General features: G+C 65.3%; 15 protein-coding genes and 6 tRNA genes. 16 read left to right on the forward strand and 5 right to left on the reverse strand.

From position 1 onward, the window contains the following. Positions 1-49 precede the first annotated feature (49 nt). The 5 genes from MHX64_RS02550 to MHX64_RS02570 all read right to left on the reverse strand — a co-directional run bounded on the left by MHX64_RS02550 (position 50) and on the right by MHX64_RS02570 (position 532). Positions 50-121 (reverse strand) — tRNA-Val (locus tag MHX64_RS02550). Positions 122-136: 15 nt separating this feature from the next. Then, positions 137-210, reverse strand: a tRNA-Cys gene (locus MHX64_RS02555). A 44-nt stretch (positions 211-254) separates the two neighbouring features. Next, positions 255-330: transfer RNA gene (locus MHX64_RS02560), tRNA-Gly, on the reverse strand. A 35-nt stretch (positions 331-365) separates the two neighbouring features. Next, positions 366-437: transfer RNA gene (locus MHX64_RS02565), tRNA-Val, on the reverse strand. A 19-nt stretch (positions 438-456) separates the two neighbouring features. Further along, a tRNA-Gly gene (locus tag MHX64_RS02570) sits at positions 457-532 on the reverse strand. Between the two features lie 235 nt (positions 533-767). Between MHX64_RS02570 and MHX64_RS02575 the strand changes: the two genes are divergently transcribed. The 16 genes from MHX64_RS02575 (at position 768) to secF (ending at position 15,770) form a co-directional block, all read left to right on the forward strand. Further along, a tRNA-Val gene (locus MHX64_RS02575) sits at positions 768-839 on the forward strand. A gap of 258 nt (positions 840-1,097) precedes the next feature. Continuing rightward, positions 1,098-1,670, forward strand: a complete 573-nt coding sequence (locus MHX64_RS02580; RefSeq protein WP_239357637.1) for a copper resistance CopC family protein — start codon at positions 1,098-1,100, stop codon at positions 1,668-1,670. A 9-nt stretch (positions 1,671-1,679) separates the two neighbouring features. Beyond that, a complete protein-coding gene (locus MHX64_RS02585) occupies positions 1,680-2,237 on the forward strand; it encodes a copper chaperone PCu(A)C (protein WP_239357638.1) in 558 nt (185 codons plus the stop codon). A 13-nt stretch (positions 2,238-2,250) separates the two neighbouring features. Further along, complete coding sequence (locus tag MHX64_RS02590; protein WP_239406317.1) at positions 2,251-3,468, forward strand: Dyp-type peroxidase; 1,218 nt, start codon at positions 2,251-2,253, stop codon at positions 3,466-3,468. 109 nt (positions 3,469-3,577) lie between these two features. Then, complete coding sequence (gene thrS, locus MHX64_RS02595) at positions 3,578-5,632, forward strand: threonine--tRNA ligase (RefSeq protein WP_239355848.1); 2,055 nt, start codon at positions 3,578-3,580, stop codon at positions 5,630-5,632. Then, positions 5,616-6,224: an HIT domain-containing protein gene (locus MHX64_RS02600; RefSeq protein ID WP_239355847.1), complete on the forward strand. Its 609-nt coding sequence runs from the start codon at positions 5,616-5,618 to the stop codon at positions 6,222-6,224. Before thrS ends, MHX64_RS02600 begins: the two co-directional genes overlap by 17 nt. Beyond that, the gene (gene pgsA, locus MHX64_RS02605; RefSeq protein WP_239306385.1) at positions 6,217-6,852 is read left to right on the forward strand and encodes a phosphatidylinositol phosphate synthase; all 636 of its coding nucleotides are present in this window, start codon (positions 6,217-6,219) and stop codon (positions 6,850-6,852) included. Before MHX64_RS02600 ends, pgsA begins: the two co-directional genes overlap by 8 nt. Beyond that, entirely contained in the window at positions 6,853-7,797 is a 945-nt protein-coding gene (locus MHX64_RS02610) for a phosphatidylinositol mannoside acyltransferase (RefSeq protein WP_239355846.1), read from the forward strand. 5 nt (positions 7,798-7,802) lie between these two features. Next, the gene (locus tag MHX64_RS02615) at positions 7,803-8,891 is read left to right on the forward strand and encodes a glycosyltransferase family 4 protein (protein ID WP_239355845.1); all 1,089 of its coding nucleotides are present in this window, start codon (positions 7,803-7,805) and stop codon (positions 8,889-8,891) included. Continuing rightward, positions 8,888-9,343: a hypothetical protein gene (locus tag MHX64_RS02620; RefSeq protein ID WP_239306387.1), complete on the forward strand. Its 456-nt coding sequence runs from the start codon at positions 8,888-8,890 to the stop codon at positions 9,341-9,343. The genes MHX64_RS02615 and MHX64_RS02620 overlap by 4 nt, the downstream gene beginning before the upstream one ends. A gap of 66 nt (positions 9,344-9,409) precedes the next feature. After that, positions 9,410-10,162 carry a YebC/PmpR family DNA-binding transcriptional regulator gene (locus MHX64_RS02625; RefSeq protein ID WP_181888537.1) on the forward strand — a complete coding sequence of 251 codons (753 nt, stop codon included), beginning with the start codon at positions 9,410-9,412 and terminating at the stop codon, positions 10,160-10,162. 101 nt (positions 10,163-10,263) lie between these two features. Further along, a complete protein-coding gene (gene ruvC / locus MHX64_RS02630) occupies positions 10,264-10,797 on the forward strand; it encodes a crossover junction endodeoxyribonuclease RuvC (protein ID WP_181888536.1) in 534 nt (177 codons plus the stop codon). Beyond that, a complete protein-coding gene (ruvA, locus tag MHX64_RS02635) occupies positions 10,794-11,408 on the forward strand; it encodes a Holliday junction branch migration protein RuvA (protein ID WP_181888535.1) in 615 nt (204 codons plus the stop codon). The genes ruvC and ruvA overlap by 4 nt, the downstream gene beginning before the upstream one ends. Before the next feature lie 10 nt (positions 11,409-11,418). Then, a complete protein-coding gene (ruvB, locus tag MHX64_RS02640; RefSeq protein ID WP_181888534.1) occupies positions 11,419-12,495 on the forward strand; it encodes a Holliday junction branch migration DNA helicase RuvB in 1,077 nt (358 codons plus the stop codon). 156 nt (positions 12,496-12,651) lie between these two features. Further along, entirely contained in the window at positions 12,652-14,577 is a 1,926-nt protein-coding gene (gene secD / locus MHX64_RS02645) for a protein translocase subunit SecD (RefSeq protein WP_239355844.1), read from the forward strand. A gap of 2 nt (positions 14,578-14,579) precedes the next feature. Next, positions 14,580-15,770 (forward strand): protein translocase subunit SecF, encoded by a 1,191-nt coding sequence (gene secF, locus MHX64_RS02650; RefSeq protein ID WP_239355843.1) that lies wholly within the window; start codon positions 14,580-14,582, stop codon positions 15,768-15,770. Positions 15,771-15,776: the final 6 nt, after the last annotated feature.

Below are 15,776 nucleotides of genomic sequence, written 5' to 3' on the forward strand. Positions count from 1 at the left end.
TGCGCTACATCCGCATTGCTATTCAGTTGACGAGGGCGTAAACCCTCTGTGCGCGATACTGGGATCGAACCAGTGACCCCTACCGTGTCGAGGTAGTGCTCTACCGCTGAGCTAATCGCGCAAGGCTATTGCAGCTTGGAGGTGGATACGGGAATCGAACCCGTGTACACGGTTTTGCAGACCGTTGCCTAACCACTCGACCAATCCACCGTGGAGTTACCTCCGAAGTATTCGGCTTTAAACCCCGAAGTACTTGGAGCGGATGACGAGACTCGAACTCGCGACCCTCACCTTGGCAAGGTGATGCGCTACCAACTGCGCTACATCCGCATTGCTATTCAGTTGACGAGGGCGTAAACCCTCTGTGCGCGATACTGGGATCGAACCAGTGACCCCTACCGTGTCGAGGTAGTGCTCTACCGCTGAGCTAATCGCGCCCATGTTCCTCTGGGGAACTGGAGCGGATGACGAGACTCGAACTCGCGACCCTCACCTTGGCAAGGTGATGCGCTACCAACTGCGCTACATCCGCATGCGTTCCGCGCTGTCCGCGTTGAACGCGAGAACAAACCTTATCCGCATATTGCCCGCCGTTACAAATCGCCATGTCACAGCCATTTTGAGGGGGTCATGCGCGAATTACGTTGGTGCAATTCGGCCCGCGGTGCAATCACTTGTCGACGCCCCGCTGTCGGCAATCCCTGTTACCGCCAATGACCAGCCGATTCGGTACTTTCGGGTGCGGCGTGTAATCTCATTCCTCGTTCGGTCCTATGGCTCAGTGGAAGAGCGTTCCGTTCACACCGGAAAGGTCGCTGGTTCGATCCCAGCTAGGACCACAGAGAAAGCCCCAGGTTGGAAACAGCCTGGGGCGCTTTGCGTTTGCCCACTAAACGACGATATCGGCATTTGCGGGTCCGGCCCGTGGAAAAGCCCAGGTCGCGTCTCGGCCTCGACGGTAATCGCCGATATCGTCGTTTGGGTTGGGTTGCCCGGTTCATAGTTTTGGGGCGGGTGTGACGGGAACTAACGTGGATCTGGATACGACTAGTGCTCTTAGCGCCAGTCGGCGCGTTGGTTCTATTTGAGGAGGCACCATGCTCATCCCGGCAGCATTCACACGAGGTGGCGCGGTCGCTGCCGCAGCGGCCACTGCGACGTTGGTTGCGGCAGCTCCGGCTTTCGCACACGATTCCGTGATTGGCTCGGACCCTGAGGACAAAAGTGTGGTCAGCGAGTTCCCCGATGCTGTGACGCTCGAGTTTTCCGGGGAGATCCAGGACGGCTTCAACACTGTGGCGCTTTCCCGCGAGGTCAACGGGCAGTCCGAGGTTGTCTACTCGGGCGAGCCAGAGATCGACGGCCGTTTTGTCACCCTCGACTTTCCGGCAGACCTGGATGCGCAGGCGGGCGACTACAAGGTTGGCTACCAGATCGTGTCCTCCGACGGTCACTCGACGAAGGGGATGACCTCGTTCAGCTTCAACCCGTCTGGCGAGGCGACAGCGGACGCGAGCAAGGATCCGGTCGTTGACGCGGCAGACGGCATGAGCACCACCATGAAGGTGCTGCTCGCGCTGGCGGGCGTACTGGTCGTCGCGGGTGCCGGCTTCGGTGCGCTGGCCAAGAGCCGCCGAATCTCCGAAGCCGACCGGGATGCGCAGAAGTAGGCGATGCCCGTGAACAAGCGAATTGCCTCCCTCATCGCGGCGGCCGCACTGGTGCTTGCCGGCTGCAGCGACGAAGCTGCTTCGGAGGATCCCACCGGCAAATCTGCGGGCACTGCCCCGGCCGCGGACCTTGCGGGTGACGCGGTCACGTTGGAAAGCGGAGCTGTCCGGGCTAAAGCCGCGAAGGATGCCGCAGATGGCAGCGACATGACCTCCATCTTCGGCACCCTGCACAACAACACTGACAAAGACATCACTGTGGTGGGATTCACCACCTCGCTCGGCGAGGCGGACTACCAGATCCACGAGGTTGTCGACGGGATGATGCGTCAAAAGGACGGCGGCTTCGACATCCCCGCGGGCGGTACCCACGAGCTGGCACCGGGCGGCGACCACTTCATGGTGATGAGCTACGCTCCGGCCATCGAGGCAGGCGACACCATCAACCTGACATTGCTGCTCGAGGGCGGCGACACCCTCACTGTTCCGGATATCGCCGTGCGCACCATGCTGCCGGGAGGCGAAAGCTACGGCGACTTGGGCGATCACGCCGAGCACCAGCACTAAAGGAGGAAGGGCGATGCCGGGTGTGAGCCGGCGGGGGTTTCTGGCGGGGTCGGCGGGGGTGGCCGGGGTGGCGTCGACAGGCATGCTGCTTGCAGCTTGCGACGACGAGCCGAGCAACTCCGATCCGAACACCGAACCGCTGACGGAGGCATCCGTCGCCTTCGACGGCGCGCGCCAGGCCGGCATTCAGACGCCGACGCAGGCGTCGCTCAACCTGGCCGGGTTTAACCTCAGGGATGGGGTGGGCGCTGGGGGCGTCGTCAGGCTGATGCGCCTGTGGACGGAAGACGCCCGCGAGCTGACCGCCGGCCGCAACCCGCTGTCCAGCCTGGAGCCGGAGATGGTGCAGTGGCCCGCCAACCTCACCGTCACCTGCGGGTTCGGCGAGCGCATCTTTGATATTGCGGCGCCGGGCAGCAAGCCGAGGTGGCTGCACGATATCCCCGCGATGCCGCGCGAGGAGCTGCAGCCGGAGTGGGGGCAGACGGATCTGGTGCTGCAGATCTGCTCCGACGACCCGGTGATGAGTGCGTGGGCGCTGCGCCACATGACGCGCGCCGGCATGGATTACGTGAAGACCGCCTGGCTGCAGCAAGGGTTCGTGCACGCGTTCGGCTCCATCCCCAAAGGCCAGACGCCGCGCAACCTCTTCGGCCAGGTAGACGGCACGGTCAACCCGCGCACGGACGAGGAGTTCGCCGAGCAGGTCTTCGCGGACGACGGCTCGTCGTCGCTGGTGGTGCGCCGCATCGCAATGGACCTCGACGATTGGGAGCGGCTGGACCGCACCTCACGCGAGGTGGTGGTGGGGCGAAAGCTTTCCGACGGCGCCCCGCTGACCGGCGAGGACGAGTTTGATGCGCCGGACATGGAGGCGCTGGACGAGTACGGGCTGCCCGTGATCGACAAGAACTCCCACATGGCGCGCGCCATGCCGCCCGCGGACCACCCGGAGCAGAAGTTTTTGCGCAGGCCGTACAACTACTCGCTGCCGCCGGCGCCCGGCGAGCTGTCTGACGCGGGCCTGGTCTTCTTGGCCTACCAAAAGGACCCGGATGTCCAGTTCACTCCTGTGCTGCAACGGCTTTTGGAGGTGGACCGCCTCAACGAATGGACCACGCACATCGGGTCAGCGGTGTACTGGATCCCGCCGGGCACACGTAAGCCCGGTGGTGAGGCAAGTGGCGACGCGTACTGGGGCGAAACAGTACTTTCTGGCGCCCGGGGGTAGAATCCCTGGCGTCCGGCGCGCCATCTGCGCCGTCGGGAGAGAACGTAGAAGATGGGCGGCGTCCAGGTATGACGCAGCCCAGTGACGCGCAAAGGAGCGCACGACAGATATGTCTACCGAAGCAGCAGTCGAGTTCGCACCGTTCGAGGTTCCCGCCGGCACCGCCGTCGGTGCGGCCATGCGGGAGCTGAACCTGCCGAACAAAGGGGAGGACGCCGTCGTGTGCGTCCAGGACGAAGCGGGCGAGCTGAAAGACCTCTCGCACGTCCCCGAGGCCACCGCGACGTTCACACCGGTGCCGGCAAACACTGAGCTCGGCCGCTCCGTGATCCGCCACTCCTGCGCCCACGTGCTCGCCCAGGCCGTGCAGGCCGAGTTTCCCGGCACCAAGCTGGGCATCGGTCCGGCCATCAACGACGGCTTCTACTACGACTTCGACGTTGCTGAGCCGTTTACCCCTGAGGATCTGAAGACGCTGGAAAAGCGCATGAAGAAGATCATCAAACAGGGCCAGAAGTTCGTCCGTGGCGTCTACGCCTCGCAGGAAGAGGCGGCCGAAGATCTGAAGGACGAGCCGTACAAGCTCGAGCTGATCAACGACAAGGGCAACGTCGACCCGGACTCCGATGAGGCCACCGAGGTCGGCGCCGGCGAGCTGACGCACTACGACAACGTCAACCCGCGCACGAACGAGGTGGAGTGGCACGACCTGTGCCGCGGCCCGCACGTGCCCACCACCAAGTACATCCCGGCGTTCGCGCTGACCCGCTCGTCCGCCGCCTACTGGCGCGGCGACCAGAACAACGCCGGCCTGCAGCGCGTCTACGGCACCGCCTGGGAGTCCAAGGAAAAGCTCGAAGAGTACATGACCATGCTCGAGGAGGCGGAAAAGCGCGACCACCGCCGCCTGGGCAACGAGTTGGACCTGTTCTCTTTCCCGGACGAGGTCGGCTCCGGCCTGCCGGTGTTCCACCCGGACGGCGGCATCGTGCGCATGACCATGGAGCAGCACTCGCGCGAGCGCCACGTCGCCGCCGGCTACTCCTTTGTCAACACCCCCCACGTGACCAAGGGCGACCTGTTTAAGAAGTCGGGCCACCTGGACTGGTACGCCGACGGCATGTTCCCGCCGATGAAGCTCGACGGCGAGGTCGACGAAGACGGCAACGTGACCAAGCAGCCGGTGGACTACTACACCAAGCCGATGAACTGCCCGATGCACAACCTCATCTTCGACTCGCGCGGGCGTTCTTACCGCGAGCTGCCGCTGCGCCTGTTCGAGTTCGGCACCGTCTACCGCTACGAGAAGTCCGGTGTGGTCCACGGCCTGACCCGCGCCCGCGGCTTCACGCAGGACGACGCCCACATTTACTGCACCGAGGAGCAGCTCGAAGAAGAGCTGACCAGCGTGCTGGAGTTCATCATCTCCCTGCTGCAGGACTACGGACTGGACGACTTCTACCTGGAGCTTTCCACCAAGGACCCGAACAAGTACATCGGCGACGACGAGATCTGGGAGCGCTCCACCAGCATCCTGGAATCCGTGGCGAAGAAGTCCGGCCTGGAGCTCGTTCCGGACCCGGCGGGCGCCGCGTTCTACGGCCCGAAGATTTCCGTGCAGGCGCGCGACGCCATCGGCCGCACCTGGCAGATGTCCACGGTGCAGCTGGACTTCAACCTGCCCGAGCGCTTCGACCTGACGTACACCGCCTCGGACGGCTCGAAGAAGCGCCCGGTGATGATCCACCGCGCACTCTTCGGCTCCATCGAGCGATTCTTCGGCGTGCTGCTCGAGCACTACGCCGGCGCTTTCCCGGCCTGGCTGGCGCCGCACCAGGTGGTGGGCATTCCGGTGGCCGACGCGTTTGCGGACCACCTCGACGGTGTCATCGGTGCTCTGCGCGAGCGCGGCATCCGCGCCGAGGTGGACCACTCGGACGACCGCATGCAGAAGAAGATCCGCACCCACACCACCTCCAAGGTGCCGTTCATGCTCCTCGCCGGCGAGCGCGACGTGGAGGCGAACGCGGTGAGCTTCCGCTTCCTCGACGGCAGCCAGATCAACGGCGTGCCGGTCGATCGCGCGGTCGAGCTGATCACGGACTGGATCACCGCCAAGCGCAACGACCAACCGAGCGAGGACACCGTTGCAGCCGGCAACTAACGGGGAGACCTACGTCGATACCGGCGTGGGCGACCCGGACCGTCTTGCCCGTCTGTGGGCGCCGTACCGCTCCAGCTACATCACCCAGATGCCGGCGGGGGAGGAGACGGGGGAGGCCGAAGGATCGTCGAGAAGCACAGGCGATCCCTTCCTCGACATCCCGGAGATGAGCGACGAGGACGGATTGATCGTCGCGCGCGGGGAGACGGTGTACGCGGTGTGCAACCTGTACCCGTACAACGCCGGCCACCTGATGGTGGTGCCGTACCGCAAGGTCGCCGAGCTTGAAGCGCTCACCGACGCGGAGACAGCCGAGCTGATGGCGTTTGCGAAGCATGCGGTGAAAACACTCAAGCGAGTGTCTAAGCCGGAGGCGATCAACGTCGGGCTCAACCTGGGCAAGGCCTCGGGCGGGTCGGTGGGCGACCACCTGCACCTGCACGTGGTGCCGCGCTGGGCGGGCGACGCGAACTTCATGACCGTCATCGGCGGCACCAAGGTGCTGCCGCAACTGCTGCGGGAAACACGGGCGCTGCTTGCCGAAGGCTGGCGCGAAGTCCACGAGATGGAAGCAGGTGAACGCGATGCTTAGCGTGCATGGACGCAAACCCGCCGCTGTGGTGGTTGAGCCGGTGGCGAAGGGGCTGCTGAAGATCGGACTGACGCCGAACGCAACAACTGTTGCGGGCACCGTGCTGACCATGCTGACAGCGATGGTGCTCATCCCCACCGGCCACCTGGTGTGGGCGGCGGTGCTTAGCCTGCTCTTCGCCGCCTTCGACATGGTCGACGGCACGATGGCCAGACTGCGCGGCGGGGGCACCGCATTCGGCGCGACGCTAGACGCGAGCTGCGACAGGCTTACCGACGGCGCGCTGTTCGGCGCGATCGCGATGTGGCTGATCTACGTCGCGGACGCCGCGCCCGTCAACGTGGCGGTGTGCCTGGCGGTCATCGTGCTCTCGCAGACGATCAGCTACATCAAGGCGCGCGGCGAGGCCGGCGGGTTGAAGATCGTCGGCGGCCTGATCGAACGCCCTGAACGGTTGATCCTGGGCCTCGGCGGCATCGCGCTAGAAGGCTTCGGCGTGCCAAACGCCGTGGTGGTTTCGCTGTGGATCCTGCTGATCGGGTCCGTGATCACTGTGGTCCAGCGCCTGATGTTCGCCGGGCGCGACAGGGGAGCGGACGCGAAGATTGCGCCGCCGGCGGGAGCGTAAATGGCTTCCGTGCGGGAGCGAATTGTCGCCGCGGGCTACATCGCCGGCTGGATAATCGTCGGCGCGCTTCCGCAGCGACTGACCGCGCGGGCCGCGCAGTGGGCCGCTGACCGGGCCTCTGGCGACGGCGCGGGCATGGAGATGTTGCGGCGCAACCTCACCCGCGTGGTGGGGCCGGAGAATGTCACCCGGGAGTTGGTGCGCGACGCCATGCGCTCGTACGCGCGCTACTGGCTGGAGGCCTTCCGGCTGCCGCAAATGGCGGGGGAGCCTGAGTTGAACGCGACGCTTTCTGCCGGGGTGTCCGGCCGCGAGCACCTCGACGCCGCCGTGGCGCGAGGCAAAGGCGTTGTGCTCACGCTGCCGCACACCGGCAACTGGGACATGGCGGGAACGTGGCTGGCTGCAAACTATGGAGGGTTCACCACCGTCGCCGAACGGCTCGAGCCCGAAGCGCTGTTTGACGCCTTCGTTAAGTTCCGGGAGTCGCTCGGCTTCGAGGTGGTGCCGCTGACAGGGGGCGAGCAGCCCCCGTTCGAGCGGCTGAAGGAAGTGCTGTTAGACGGCGGGATCGTGTGCCTGCTTGGGGAGCGGGACTTCTCGCGCCACGGGGTGCCGGTGACGTTCTTCGGCGAGGAAACGACTTTTCCGGCGGGCCCGGCCAAGCTGGCGCGGGACACCGGCGCGACACTGCTTGTGGCCCACTCCTGGTTCACGGGCACGTGGCGCAATCCCGGCTGGGGCTTCAGCATCTCCGCCCCGGTGGAGGCAGCAACGCTCGAGGACACGGCGCAGCGGGTGGCAGACCAGTTTGCAGAAAACATCGCCGCCCATCCGACGGACTGGCATATGCTGCAGCCGTTGTGGCCCGCAGACAGGCCGAAGCCGAGCCGTCGCAAGGAACTGGAGCGGCGGTTGCGCGAGCATCGCAAACGGAGGAGGTAGCCGAGGTGCGGATTGGTCTGGTGTGCCCGTATTCCTTCAACGTGCCGGGCGGCGTTCAAGCCCACGTGCTTGACCTTGCCGCCCAGCTGCGCACAATGGGCCACCACACCGAGGTACTCGGACCGGCCTCCGACAGCGTCGACCTTCCGGAGTGGGTGACCCGCGGCGGCATCGCCGTGCCGGTGCGCTACAACGGCTCGGTCGCGCGGCTGTCCTTCGGCCCGCAGGTGCGCCGCACCACGCGCCAGTTCGTCGAGCGCGGAAACTTCGACATCCTGCACGTGCATGAGCCTAACTCGCCGAGCTACTCCATGGCCGCGCTGCGCATGGCCACCGGCCCGATCGTGGCCACGTACCACGCCTCGGCGGATTCCTCGTACGCACTCAAACTTGCGTTGCCCGCGCTGCGCGGCAGTCTGGAAAAGATCCGAGCCGGTATTGCGGTCAGCGAGGAGGCGTGGCGCTGGCAGTCGCAGCAGGTGGGCACCGACCCCGTGATCATCCCCAACGGCGTGGACACCGCCCGGTTTAAAAAGGTGCGGCGCGCTTCGGGAAACCAGGCGAGGCCAGAAGTGGTCTTCCTGGGGCGATTGGACGAGCCCCGCAAGGGCCTGGAGGTGTTTTTGCAGGCTGTGGACCAGCTTCCGCAAAAGCCCCGGGTCACGGTTATTGGAGCTGGCGCGCCCCGCGAGGTCGAGGGCGTCGAATTTACGGGCCTGGTCTCCGAGGCGGAGAAGGCTAAGATCCTCGGTCGCGCCGACATCTTCGTCGCGCCGAACCTCGGCGGTGAATCCTTCGGGATCGTGCTCGTGGAGGCGATGGCCGCCGGCTGCGCCGTCGTGGCCAGCGACATTCCGGCGTTCGCCGCGGTCTGCGGCGAGGGTTCGGGGGTGTTGTTTCCTCCCAGCGATGTGTCGGCGCTCGCGCAGCAGTTGCAGTTGCTTATCGACGACGCCCCGCTCCGCGCCGACCTCGCCACCCGCGGCGTGAGGCGGGCCGAAGACTTCGACTGGTCCGTTGTGGCACGTCAGGTGCTGGCGGTGTACGAGGCTGTGTCGATCGGGGAGAAGGTCGGGGTGGAAGGATGGCTATGACTTTGGTGTGGATCGCCGTGGCGGTGGTGGTGACGCTGCTGGCTGCGTGGGCCTACAACACGGCGCAGCGGCTCAACCGGCTGCACATCCGGCTCGACCGTTCGCGCGACGCCTTGCAGGCGGCGCTGGACCGGCGCTGCGCTGTCATCGCTGCCATTTACCCCGAGCTTCGTTCCGCCGTGGAAGATGCGGAGCACGTCAGGATGACACCGCAGGACATACACACACGTCTTACGCAGGAGGAGCAACTCTCGGCCCAGGTGGCCGAGCGGATCGCAGGCAAGGAGGCGCCGGGCGCGCTCAGTGACGCGGACATCCGGGTTGAGCTGGCGACGCGGTTCTACGACGACGCTGTGGCGGATACGCGTGCGCTGCGCCTTCGGCCGTCGGTAAGCATCTTGCGTCTCGGAGGCACGGCGGCATTGCCACAGTTTGCGCGAGGTGACCGGTAAGAGCTTGATTGAGGCGGTGCGTATAATGCCGTCTGTTACACGTCAACCGAGGAAAAGGGGTGCGTTATGTCGGGCCACTCAAAGTGGGCAACCACGAAGCACAAGAAGGCCGCAAACGACGCGAAGCGGTCGAAGTTGTGGGCGAAGATGATTAAGGACATCGAGGTCGCAGCACGAACCGGCGGCGGCGACCCGGCTGCGAACCCCACCTTGGACGACATGATCCGCAAGGCCAAGAAGGCCTCGGTGCCGGGCGACAACATCGAGCGCGCCCGCAAGCGCGGCTCCGGTGAGGAAGCCGGCGGCGCGAACTGGGAGACCGTGATGTACGAGGGGTACGGCGTCAACGGCGTCGCCGTGCTCATCGAGTGCCTAACGGACAACCGCAACCGAGCGGCCACCGAGGTGCGCACCGCTATGACCAAGAACGGCGGCAACCTGGGCGAGTCCGGTTCTGTCGGCTACATGTTCGAGCGCACTGGTGTGGTGACCATCCAGAAGGGTGAGCTCAGCGAGGACGACGTGCTCATGGCGGTGCTCGACGCCGGAGCTGAGGAAGTCAACGACCTCGGCGATGAATTCGAGATCACCTGCAAGCCGACCGACCTGCCGGCGGTGCGCGAGGCGCTCGGCGGCGAGGGCATTGAGATCGAAGACGCCGGGCAGGAGTTCCGTGCCGACGTTGAGGTCGAGGTTGACGCTGAGAGCGCGAAGAAGATGATGCGCATCATCGACGCCCTCGAAGACTCCGACGATGTGCAAAATGTCTACACCAACATGAGCATCTCCGACGAAGTGGCCGCGCAGCTCGAGGACTAGATCCGATTCGCGTAAACGCCCGTGCCGCTGACTGTGGCGCGGGCGTTTGCTGTGTCTACTGTGGTAGAACATATGTGTCACATGTGCGGAAAGGAGAGGCAATGTCGCTGGAGGGTCTGCGGGTCATGGGCATCGACCCTGGCTTGACGCGGTGCGGTCTTTCCGTGGTGCAAGCAGGACGTGGCCGCCAAATCATCCCCGTCGCCGTTGGCGTCGTGCGCACCCCGTCCACAGCGGAACTCGCGGAGCGTCTTTTGCGCCTGTCCCGCGCCGTAGGCGAGTGGATCGACGACTACCAGCCAGACGTCATCGCCATGGAGCGCATTTTCGAGCGCGGGAACGTCTCCACGGTCATGCACACCGCCCACGCTGTGGGCGTGATGGTGCTCGCCGCCGCGGAGCGCGGGATCCCGGTGCACATGTACACCCCGTCCGAGGTGAAGAAAGCCATCTCCGGCAACGGCAGGGCGGACAAGAAACAGATGACTGCGATGATCACCCGCATTCTCGGACTGTCCGAGGCACCGAAACCCGCGGATGCGGCAGACGCACTGGCCATCGCGGTGTGCCACTGCTGGCGCGCCCCCTTGATCGCACGAACCAACCAGTTGACCATGAAAGCGGCGAACCAATGATTGATTCTCTCAACGGCGAAGTGCTCACCATCGGGCTCGACCACGCAGTGATCGAATGCTCCGGCGTGGGCTACCGCTTCTTGGCCGCGCCCCAGACGCTCGGACGTCTCACCCGGGGCGAGACATGCCGGGTGATGACGTCCATGGTGGTCAAGGACGACGGCGTGACCCTCTACGGCTTCGGTGACACGGACACCCGCGAGATGTTCCACAAGCTGCAGACCGTCTCCGGGCTGGGCCCCAAGCTCGCACTTGCCGCCCTTTCTGTCTTTGAACCGGGGGAGTTGTCCTCCCATATCGCGTCCGGGGACGTGAAGGCGATTCAATCCATCCCCGGTGTGGGCAAGAAGATGGCGGAGCGCATTGCCCTAGAGCTCAAGGACAAGGTGGAGGCTTTCGTGCCGGCGGGCGACGCTGCAGCTGCCGGCGGACCCGCCACTGCCGCAAAGGGCACTTCGCTGGTCTCCGAGCAGGTGGTCGAGGCTCTCGTCGGGCTGGGCTTCCAGGAGCGATCGGCAAGGCCGGTGGTGGATGCGCTGGTGCAGGAGAACCCGGACGAAGACGCGTCCGCGTTGCTGCGCCAGGCGCTGAGCCAGCTGGGCAAGAAGTAGGGAGGCAGCCGTGTCCGACGTGGAAAAGACAGAGTTTGAACTGCCGGACGGGTTCGCGGCGAAGCCACCGTCGCCAGTAGATGCGCATGCGCAAGCAGACGAGCACGACATTGAGCGTTCGCTGCGCCCAAAGTCGATCAACGAATTTATCGGCCAGCCGAAGGTGCGCGAGCAGCTCAACCTCGTGCTCGCGGGCGCGCGAAGCCGCGGTGTGACCCCGGACCACATCCTGCTGTCCGGCCCGCCCGGGCTGGGCAAGACCACCATGGCCATGATCGTCGCGCAAGAGCTGGGCACCTCCCTGCGGATGACATCTGGCCCGGCCCTCGAGCGGGCGGGTGACCTCGCGGCGATGCTGTCCAATCTGATGGAAGGCGACGTGCTTTTCATCGACGAAATCCACCGCATCGCCCGCCCGGCTGAGGAAATGCTCTACATGGCGATGGAGGATTTCCGCATCGACGTCATCGTGGGCAAAGGCCCCGGTGCGACGTCGATCCCGCTGGAGATCCCGCCGTTTACCCTCGTCGGCGCCACCACTCGCGCCGGCATGCTCACCGGTCCGTTGCGTGACCGCTTCGGCTTTACCGCGCAAATGGAGTTCTACGACGTGGAGGACCTGACCAAGGTGGTCAGCCGCGCCGCGCAAATCTTGGGGGTCGGCATAGACACCGATGCCGCGGTGGAGATTGCCTCGCGCTCCCGCGGCACCCCGCGCATCGCTAACCGTCTGCTGCGGCGCGTGCGCGATTTCGCGGATGTGCACGGCGACGGCCATGTCGACCTTGGTGCCGCGCGCTCGGCGCTGAGCGTGTTCGACGTGGACGAGCTCGGCCTTGACCGGCTGGATAGGGCGGTGCTGGACGCGCTGATCCGCGGTCACGGCGGGGGACCGGTGGGAGTGGGCACGCTCGCCATCGCGGTCGGTGAGGAGCCGGGCACTATTGAAGAGGTGTGCGAGCCCTACCTCGTGCGCGCCGGCCTGATGTCGCGCACCGGTCGTGGGCGGGTGGCCACGGCGGCGGCGTGGGAGCACCTGGGGCTGCAGGCGCCGCCGGACGCACCGGGCCAAATGTCGCTCTATTAAGGCTGACACGGACCGGACTGCTGGTTTTGCGGGGCTATGCCGTAGCATGTTCCGTTGTGTCTTCACCGGCACGCTGTTCACTCATACCGCTTCATGGGTGTTTTGGGGCAGGTGGAGGAGAAAAATTGGAGCTCGGAAAGCAGAGGAGTCAGCTCAGTGTCCAACAGCACTCGGCGGTCCCGCGAAGTGAAGGGGAAGAAGCGCTGGCCTGCCCGGCTACTCGCGCTTTTCGCCCTCATTGTCATCGGCGTCTACGCCCTAGTCTTTTTCACCGGAAGCAAATCCGCTGAGCCGAAGCTCGGCATCGACCTGCAGGGCGGCACGCGCGTGACCCTTGTCCCGCAGGGCGAGGAACCGACCAACGAGCAGTTGCAGGACGCCCGCAAGATCCTTGAAAACCGTGTCAACGGCATGGGTGTCTCCGGCGCGTCCGTGGTCGTGGACGGCAACACGATTGTCATCGAGGCAGCCGGCGACGACACCGCTGAGATCCGCAACATCGGCCAGACTTCCCAGCTGTTCTTCCGTCCGGTGCTCGACCCGCCGGCGGCGGACAGCACAAAGGTCGACGATGTCATCCTGGACATGACCAACGAGTGGGTCGAGTACGGCATTTTCACCCCGCAAGAGGGCCAGGCAGTGCTCACCCAGATCGCGGCCCGCAAGGAGGCGGCGGAGAAGGAGAACGAAAAGGCTGCCGAAAATCCGCAGGATCCAAACGGCGAGGGCAAGGACGCCGCGCCGAAGGAAGAGGAAGAGCCTGCCGCGCCGAAGGACGTCCCGCAGCTGAGCGCCGAGCCGCTGCCGGAGCCGGACGGCCCGGTGGAGGCGGCGGAGCGCCGCCAGGAAACGACGGACATGCTGCGCCGCACCCGCCAGTCCACTGATCCGACGGAGCAGTTCGCGGCCCTGACGCTCATGTCCGCGCGCTGCATGGGCCAGATCACCGACCCGCTCGCCGGTTCCGACAAGGCGGACCTTCCGCTCGTTTCCTGTGACCCGACTTCGGGCCAGGCGCTGCTTCTCGACGAGGTTCCCTTGCTCGACGGTGTCACCGATCCGGACGGACCTCGCCTGACCGGCGAGCAGATCGACACCAACCGCGCGATCACCGGCGGCTTCAACCCGCAGTCCAGCCAAATGGAAATCAGCTTCGCCTTCAGCCAGGCGGGCGAGCCCAACGGCTCCGAGACGTGGGCGCACCTGACCAGCGAGATGCTGCAGAAGCAGATCGCCATCACCTTGGACTCCCAGGTGATCTCCGCTCCGGTGATCCAGGGCCCCACCCCGGTGGGCTCCGCTACCTCTATCACGGGCAACTTTACTCAGGAGGAAGCTGAGGGCTTGGCAAACAACCTGCGCTACGGTGCGCTGCCGCTGTCCTTTGCCGGCGAGAACGGAGAGCCCGGCGGCACCGCGCTTTCCGTGCCGCCGTCACTGGGCCAGGCGTCCCTGAAGGCCGGCCTCTACGCCGGCCTGGTGGGCCTGATCCTGGTCGCACTGTTTGTCTTCGCCTACTACCGCCTCTACGGCCTGATTTCGCTGGCCTCGCTGGTTGCCTCAGGCGCGCTCGTCTACGGCACGCTGGTGCTGCTGGGCCGCTGGATCGGCTACTCGCTGGACCTGTCCGGCATCGCCGGCCTTGTCATCGGCATCGGCGCAACCGCCGACTCGTTCATCGTCATCTACGAGCGCATTAAGGATGAGGTGCGCAAGGGCAAGACGTTCCGCTCCGCCTCCGCATCCGGTTGGCAGCGCGCGAAGGACACGGTCGTCACCGGCAACATGGTCACATTGATCGCCGCGGTCATCATCTACTTCCTGGCTGTCGGCGACGTGAAGGGCTTCGCCTTCACCATGGGTCTGACCACCGTCTTCGACCTGGTCGTGACCTTCCTTGTCACCGCGCCGCTGCTGATCATCGCGTCGCGCAGCAAGTTCTGGTCCAAGCCGCCCGTCAACGGCATGGGCAAGGCGTTCAAGACTGCAGAAGCACGGCGTGCGGAAACCCGTGGCGTCGGGGAGCAGGATGGCGTCGAAAAGCATGACCTCGAACCGGCCGCAACGAATGAGGAGATCTAGACATGTCGAGCACCAAGGCAACATCGACACACACCTCCACTGACGCGGCGGGCACCGCCGCCCCCGTGAAGGCGAAGCGCTCCGCGGAGACGCTCTACGACGGCTCCGGCGCCATCGACTTCGTGGGACGCCGCAAGCTCTGGTACGGCATCACGTTCGTGCTCGTGGTGATTTCGCTGCTGGCAATGCTGCTGCGCGGATTCAACATGGGCATCGACTTCGAAGGCGGCACCAAGATGACCATGCCGGCCGGCGACCTCGTCGCCGAGCAAGTGGAGGAGACCTTCGTCGACGCCACTGGCGTAACTCCGGAACTGACCCAGATCGTGGGCGCCGGCGACACACGCACCCTGGAGATCAACTCCGAGCACCTCAGCCAGGAACAGATCGACGCCGCACGCCAGGCAATCTTCGACGAGTACCAGGTTGAAGACCACACCGGCGAGCCCAGCGCCGACGCCATCGGCGACTCCACGGTGTCGGAGTCTTGGGGTTCGACCATCACGAACCGCATGCTGTTGGCGATGGCGGTGTTCATGGTCGCCGCTGCCGTGTACGTGGCTGTCCGCCTGCAGCGTGAAATGGCAGCCGCCGCCATGGCCGCGCTCGTCGTGGACGGTGTCCTGATCGCCGGCTTCTACGCTCTGTTCGGCCTTGAAGTCACGCCGGCCATGATCATCGGCCTGCTCACGGTGCTGACCTTCTCCCTGTACGACACCGTCATCGTGTTTGACAAGGTGCGCGAGAACACCTCGGGTGTGCTTGATTCGCGGCGCTCCACCTACGCCGAAGAGGCAAACCTGGCCGTGAACCAGACGGTGATGCGTTCCATCTCCACCTCCGTGATCTCGGCGCTGCCGATCGTGGCGCTGATGGTCGTGGCGGTGTGGATGCTTGGCGTGGGCACGCTGAAGGACCTGGCGCTGATCCAGCTCATCGGCGTGATCGAGGGCATCTTCTCCTCGCTGTTCCTGGCTACGCCGCTGCTGGTGAGCCTGGTGAACCGGAAGAAGAAGTACAAGGAGCACAACGCCGCAGTGGAGCGCTACCGCGCCCGCGGAACCAGCGAGTTGGAGGAAGCGACGACCGAGGAGGTCGCCCACGAGAAGCGCCAGGTGGCCACGCCAGTGCGGCGCACCGAGGCCGCAACTGACGGTGCCGCCGGATCCGCAACCTGGCGTCCCGGGCGGTAGACGGCG

Source organism: Corynebacterium sp. ACRPZ (assembly GCF_022346205.1).
In the GTDB taxonomy this organism is placed as follows: Bacteria; Actinomycetota; Actinomycetes; order Mycobacteriales; family Mycobacteriaceae; genus Corynebacterium; species Corynebacterium lehmanniae.

What these genes read in the sequence shown, in the direction of transcription:
- MHX64_RS02625 (WP_181888537.1), top strand. Translation starts at nt 9,410, where the DNA reads ATGTCGGGCCACTCAAAGTGGGCAACCACGAAGCACAAGAAGGCCGCA.
- ruvA (WP_181888535.1), top strand. Translation starts at nt 10,794, where the DNA reads ATGATTGATTCTCTCAACGGCGAAGTGCTCACCATCGGGCTCGACCAC.
- thrS (WP_239355848.1), top strand. Translation starts at nt 3,578, where the DNA reads ATGTCTACCGAAGCAGCAGTCGAGTTCGCACCGTTCGAGGTTCCCGCC.
- pgsA (WP_239306385.1), top strand. Translation starts at nt 6,217, where the DNA reads ATGCTTAGCGTGCATGGACGCAAACCCGCCGCTGTGGTGGTTGAGCCG.
- ruvC (WP_181888536.1), top strand. Translation starts at nt 10,264, where the DNA reads ATGTCGCTGGAGGGTCTGCGGGTCATGGGCATCGACCCTGGCTTGACG.
- MHX64_RS02580 (WP_239357637.1), top strand. Translation starts at nt 1,098, where the DNA reads ATGCTCATCCCGGCAGCATTCACACGAGGTGGCGCGGTCGCTGCCGCA.
- secF (WP_239355843.1), top strand. Translation starts at nt 14,580, where the DNA reads ATGTCGAGCACCAAGGCAACATCGACACACACCTCCACTGACGCGGCG.
- MHX64_RS02620 (WP_239306387.1), top strand. Translation starts at nt 8,888, where the DNA reads ATGACTTTGGTGTGGATCGCCGTGGCGGTGGTGGTGACGCTGCTGGCT.
- MHX64_RS02610 (WP_239355846.1), top strand. Translation starts at nt 6,853, where the DNA reads ATGGCTTCCGTGCGGGAGCGAATTGTCGCCGCGGGCTACATCGCCGGC.
- MHX64_RS02590 (WP_239406317.1), top strand. Translation starts at nt 2,251, where the DNA reads ATGCCGGGTGTGAGCCGGCGGGGGTTTCTGGCGGGGTCGGCGGGGGTG.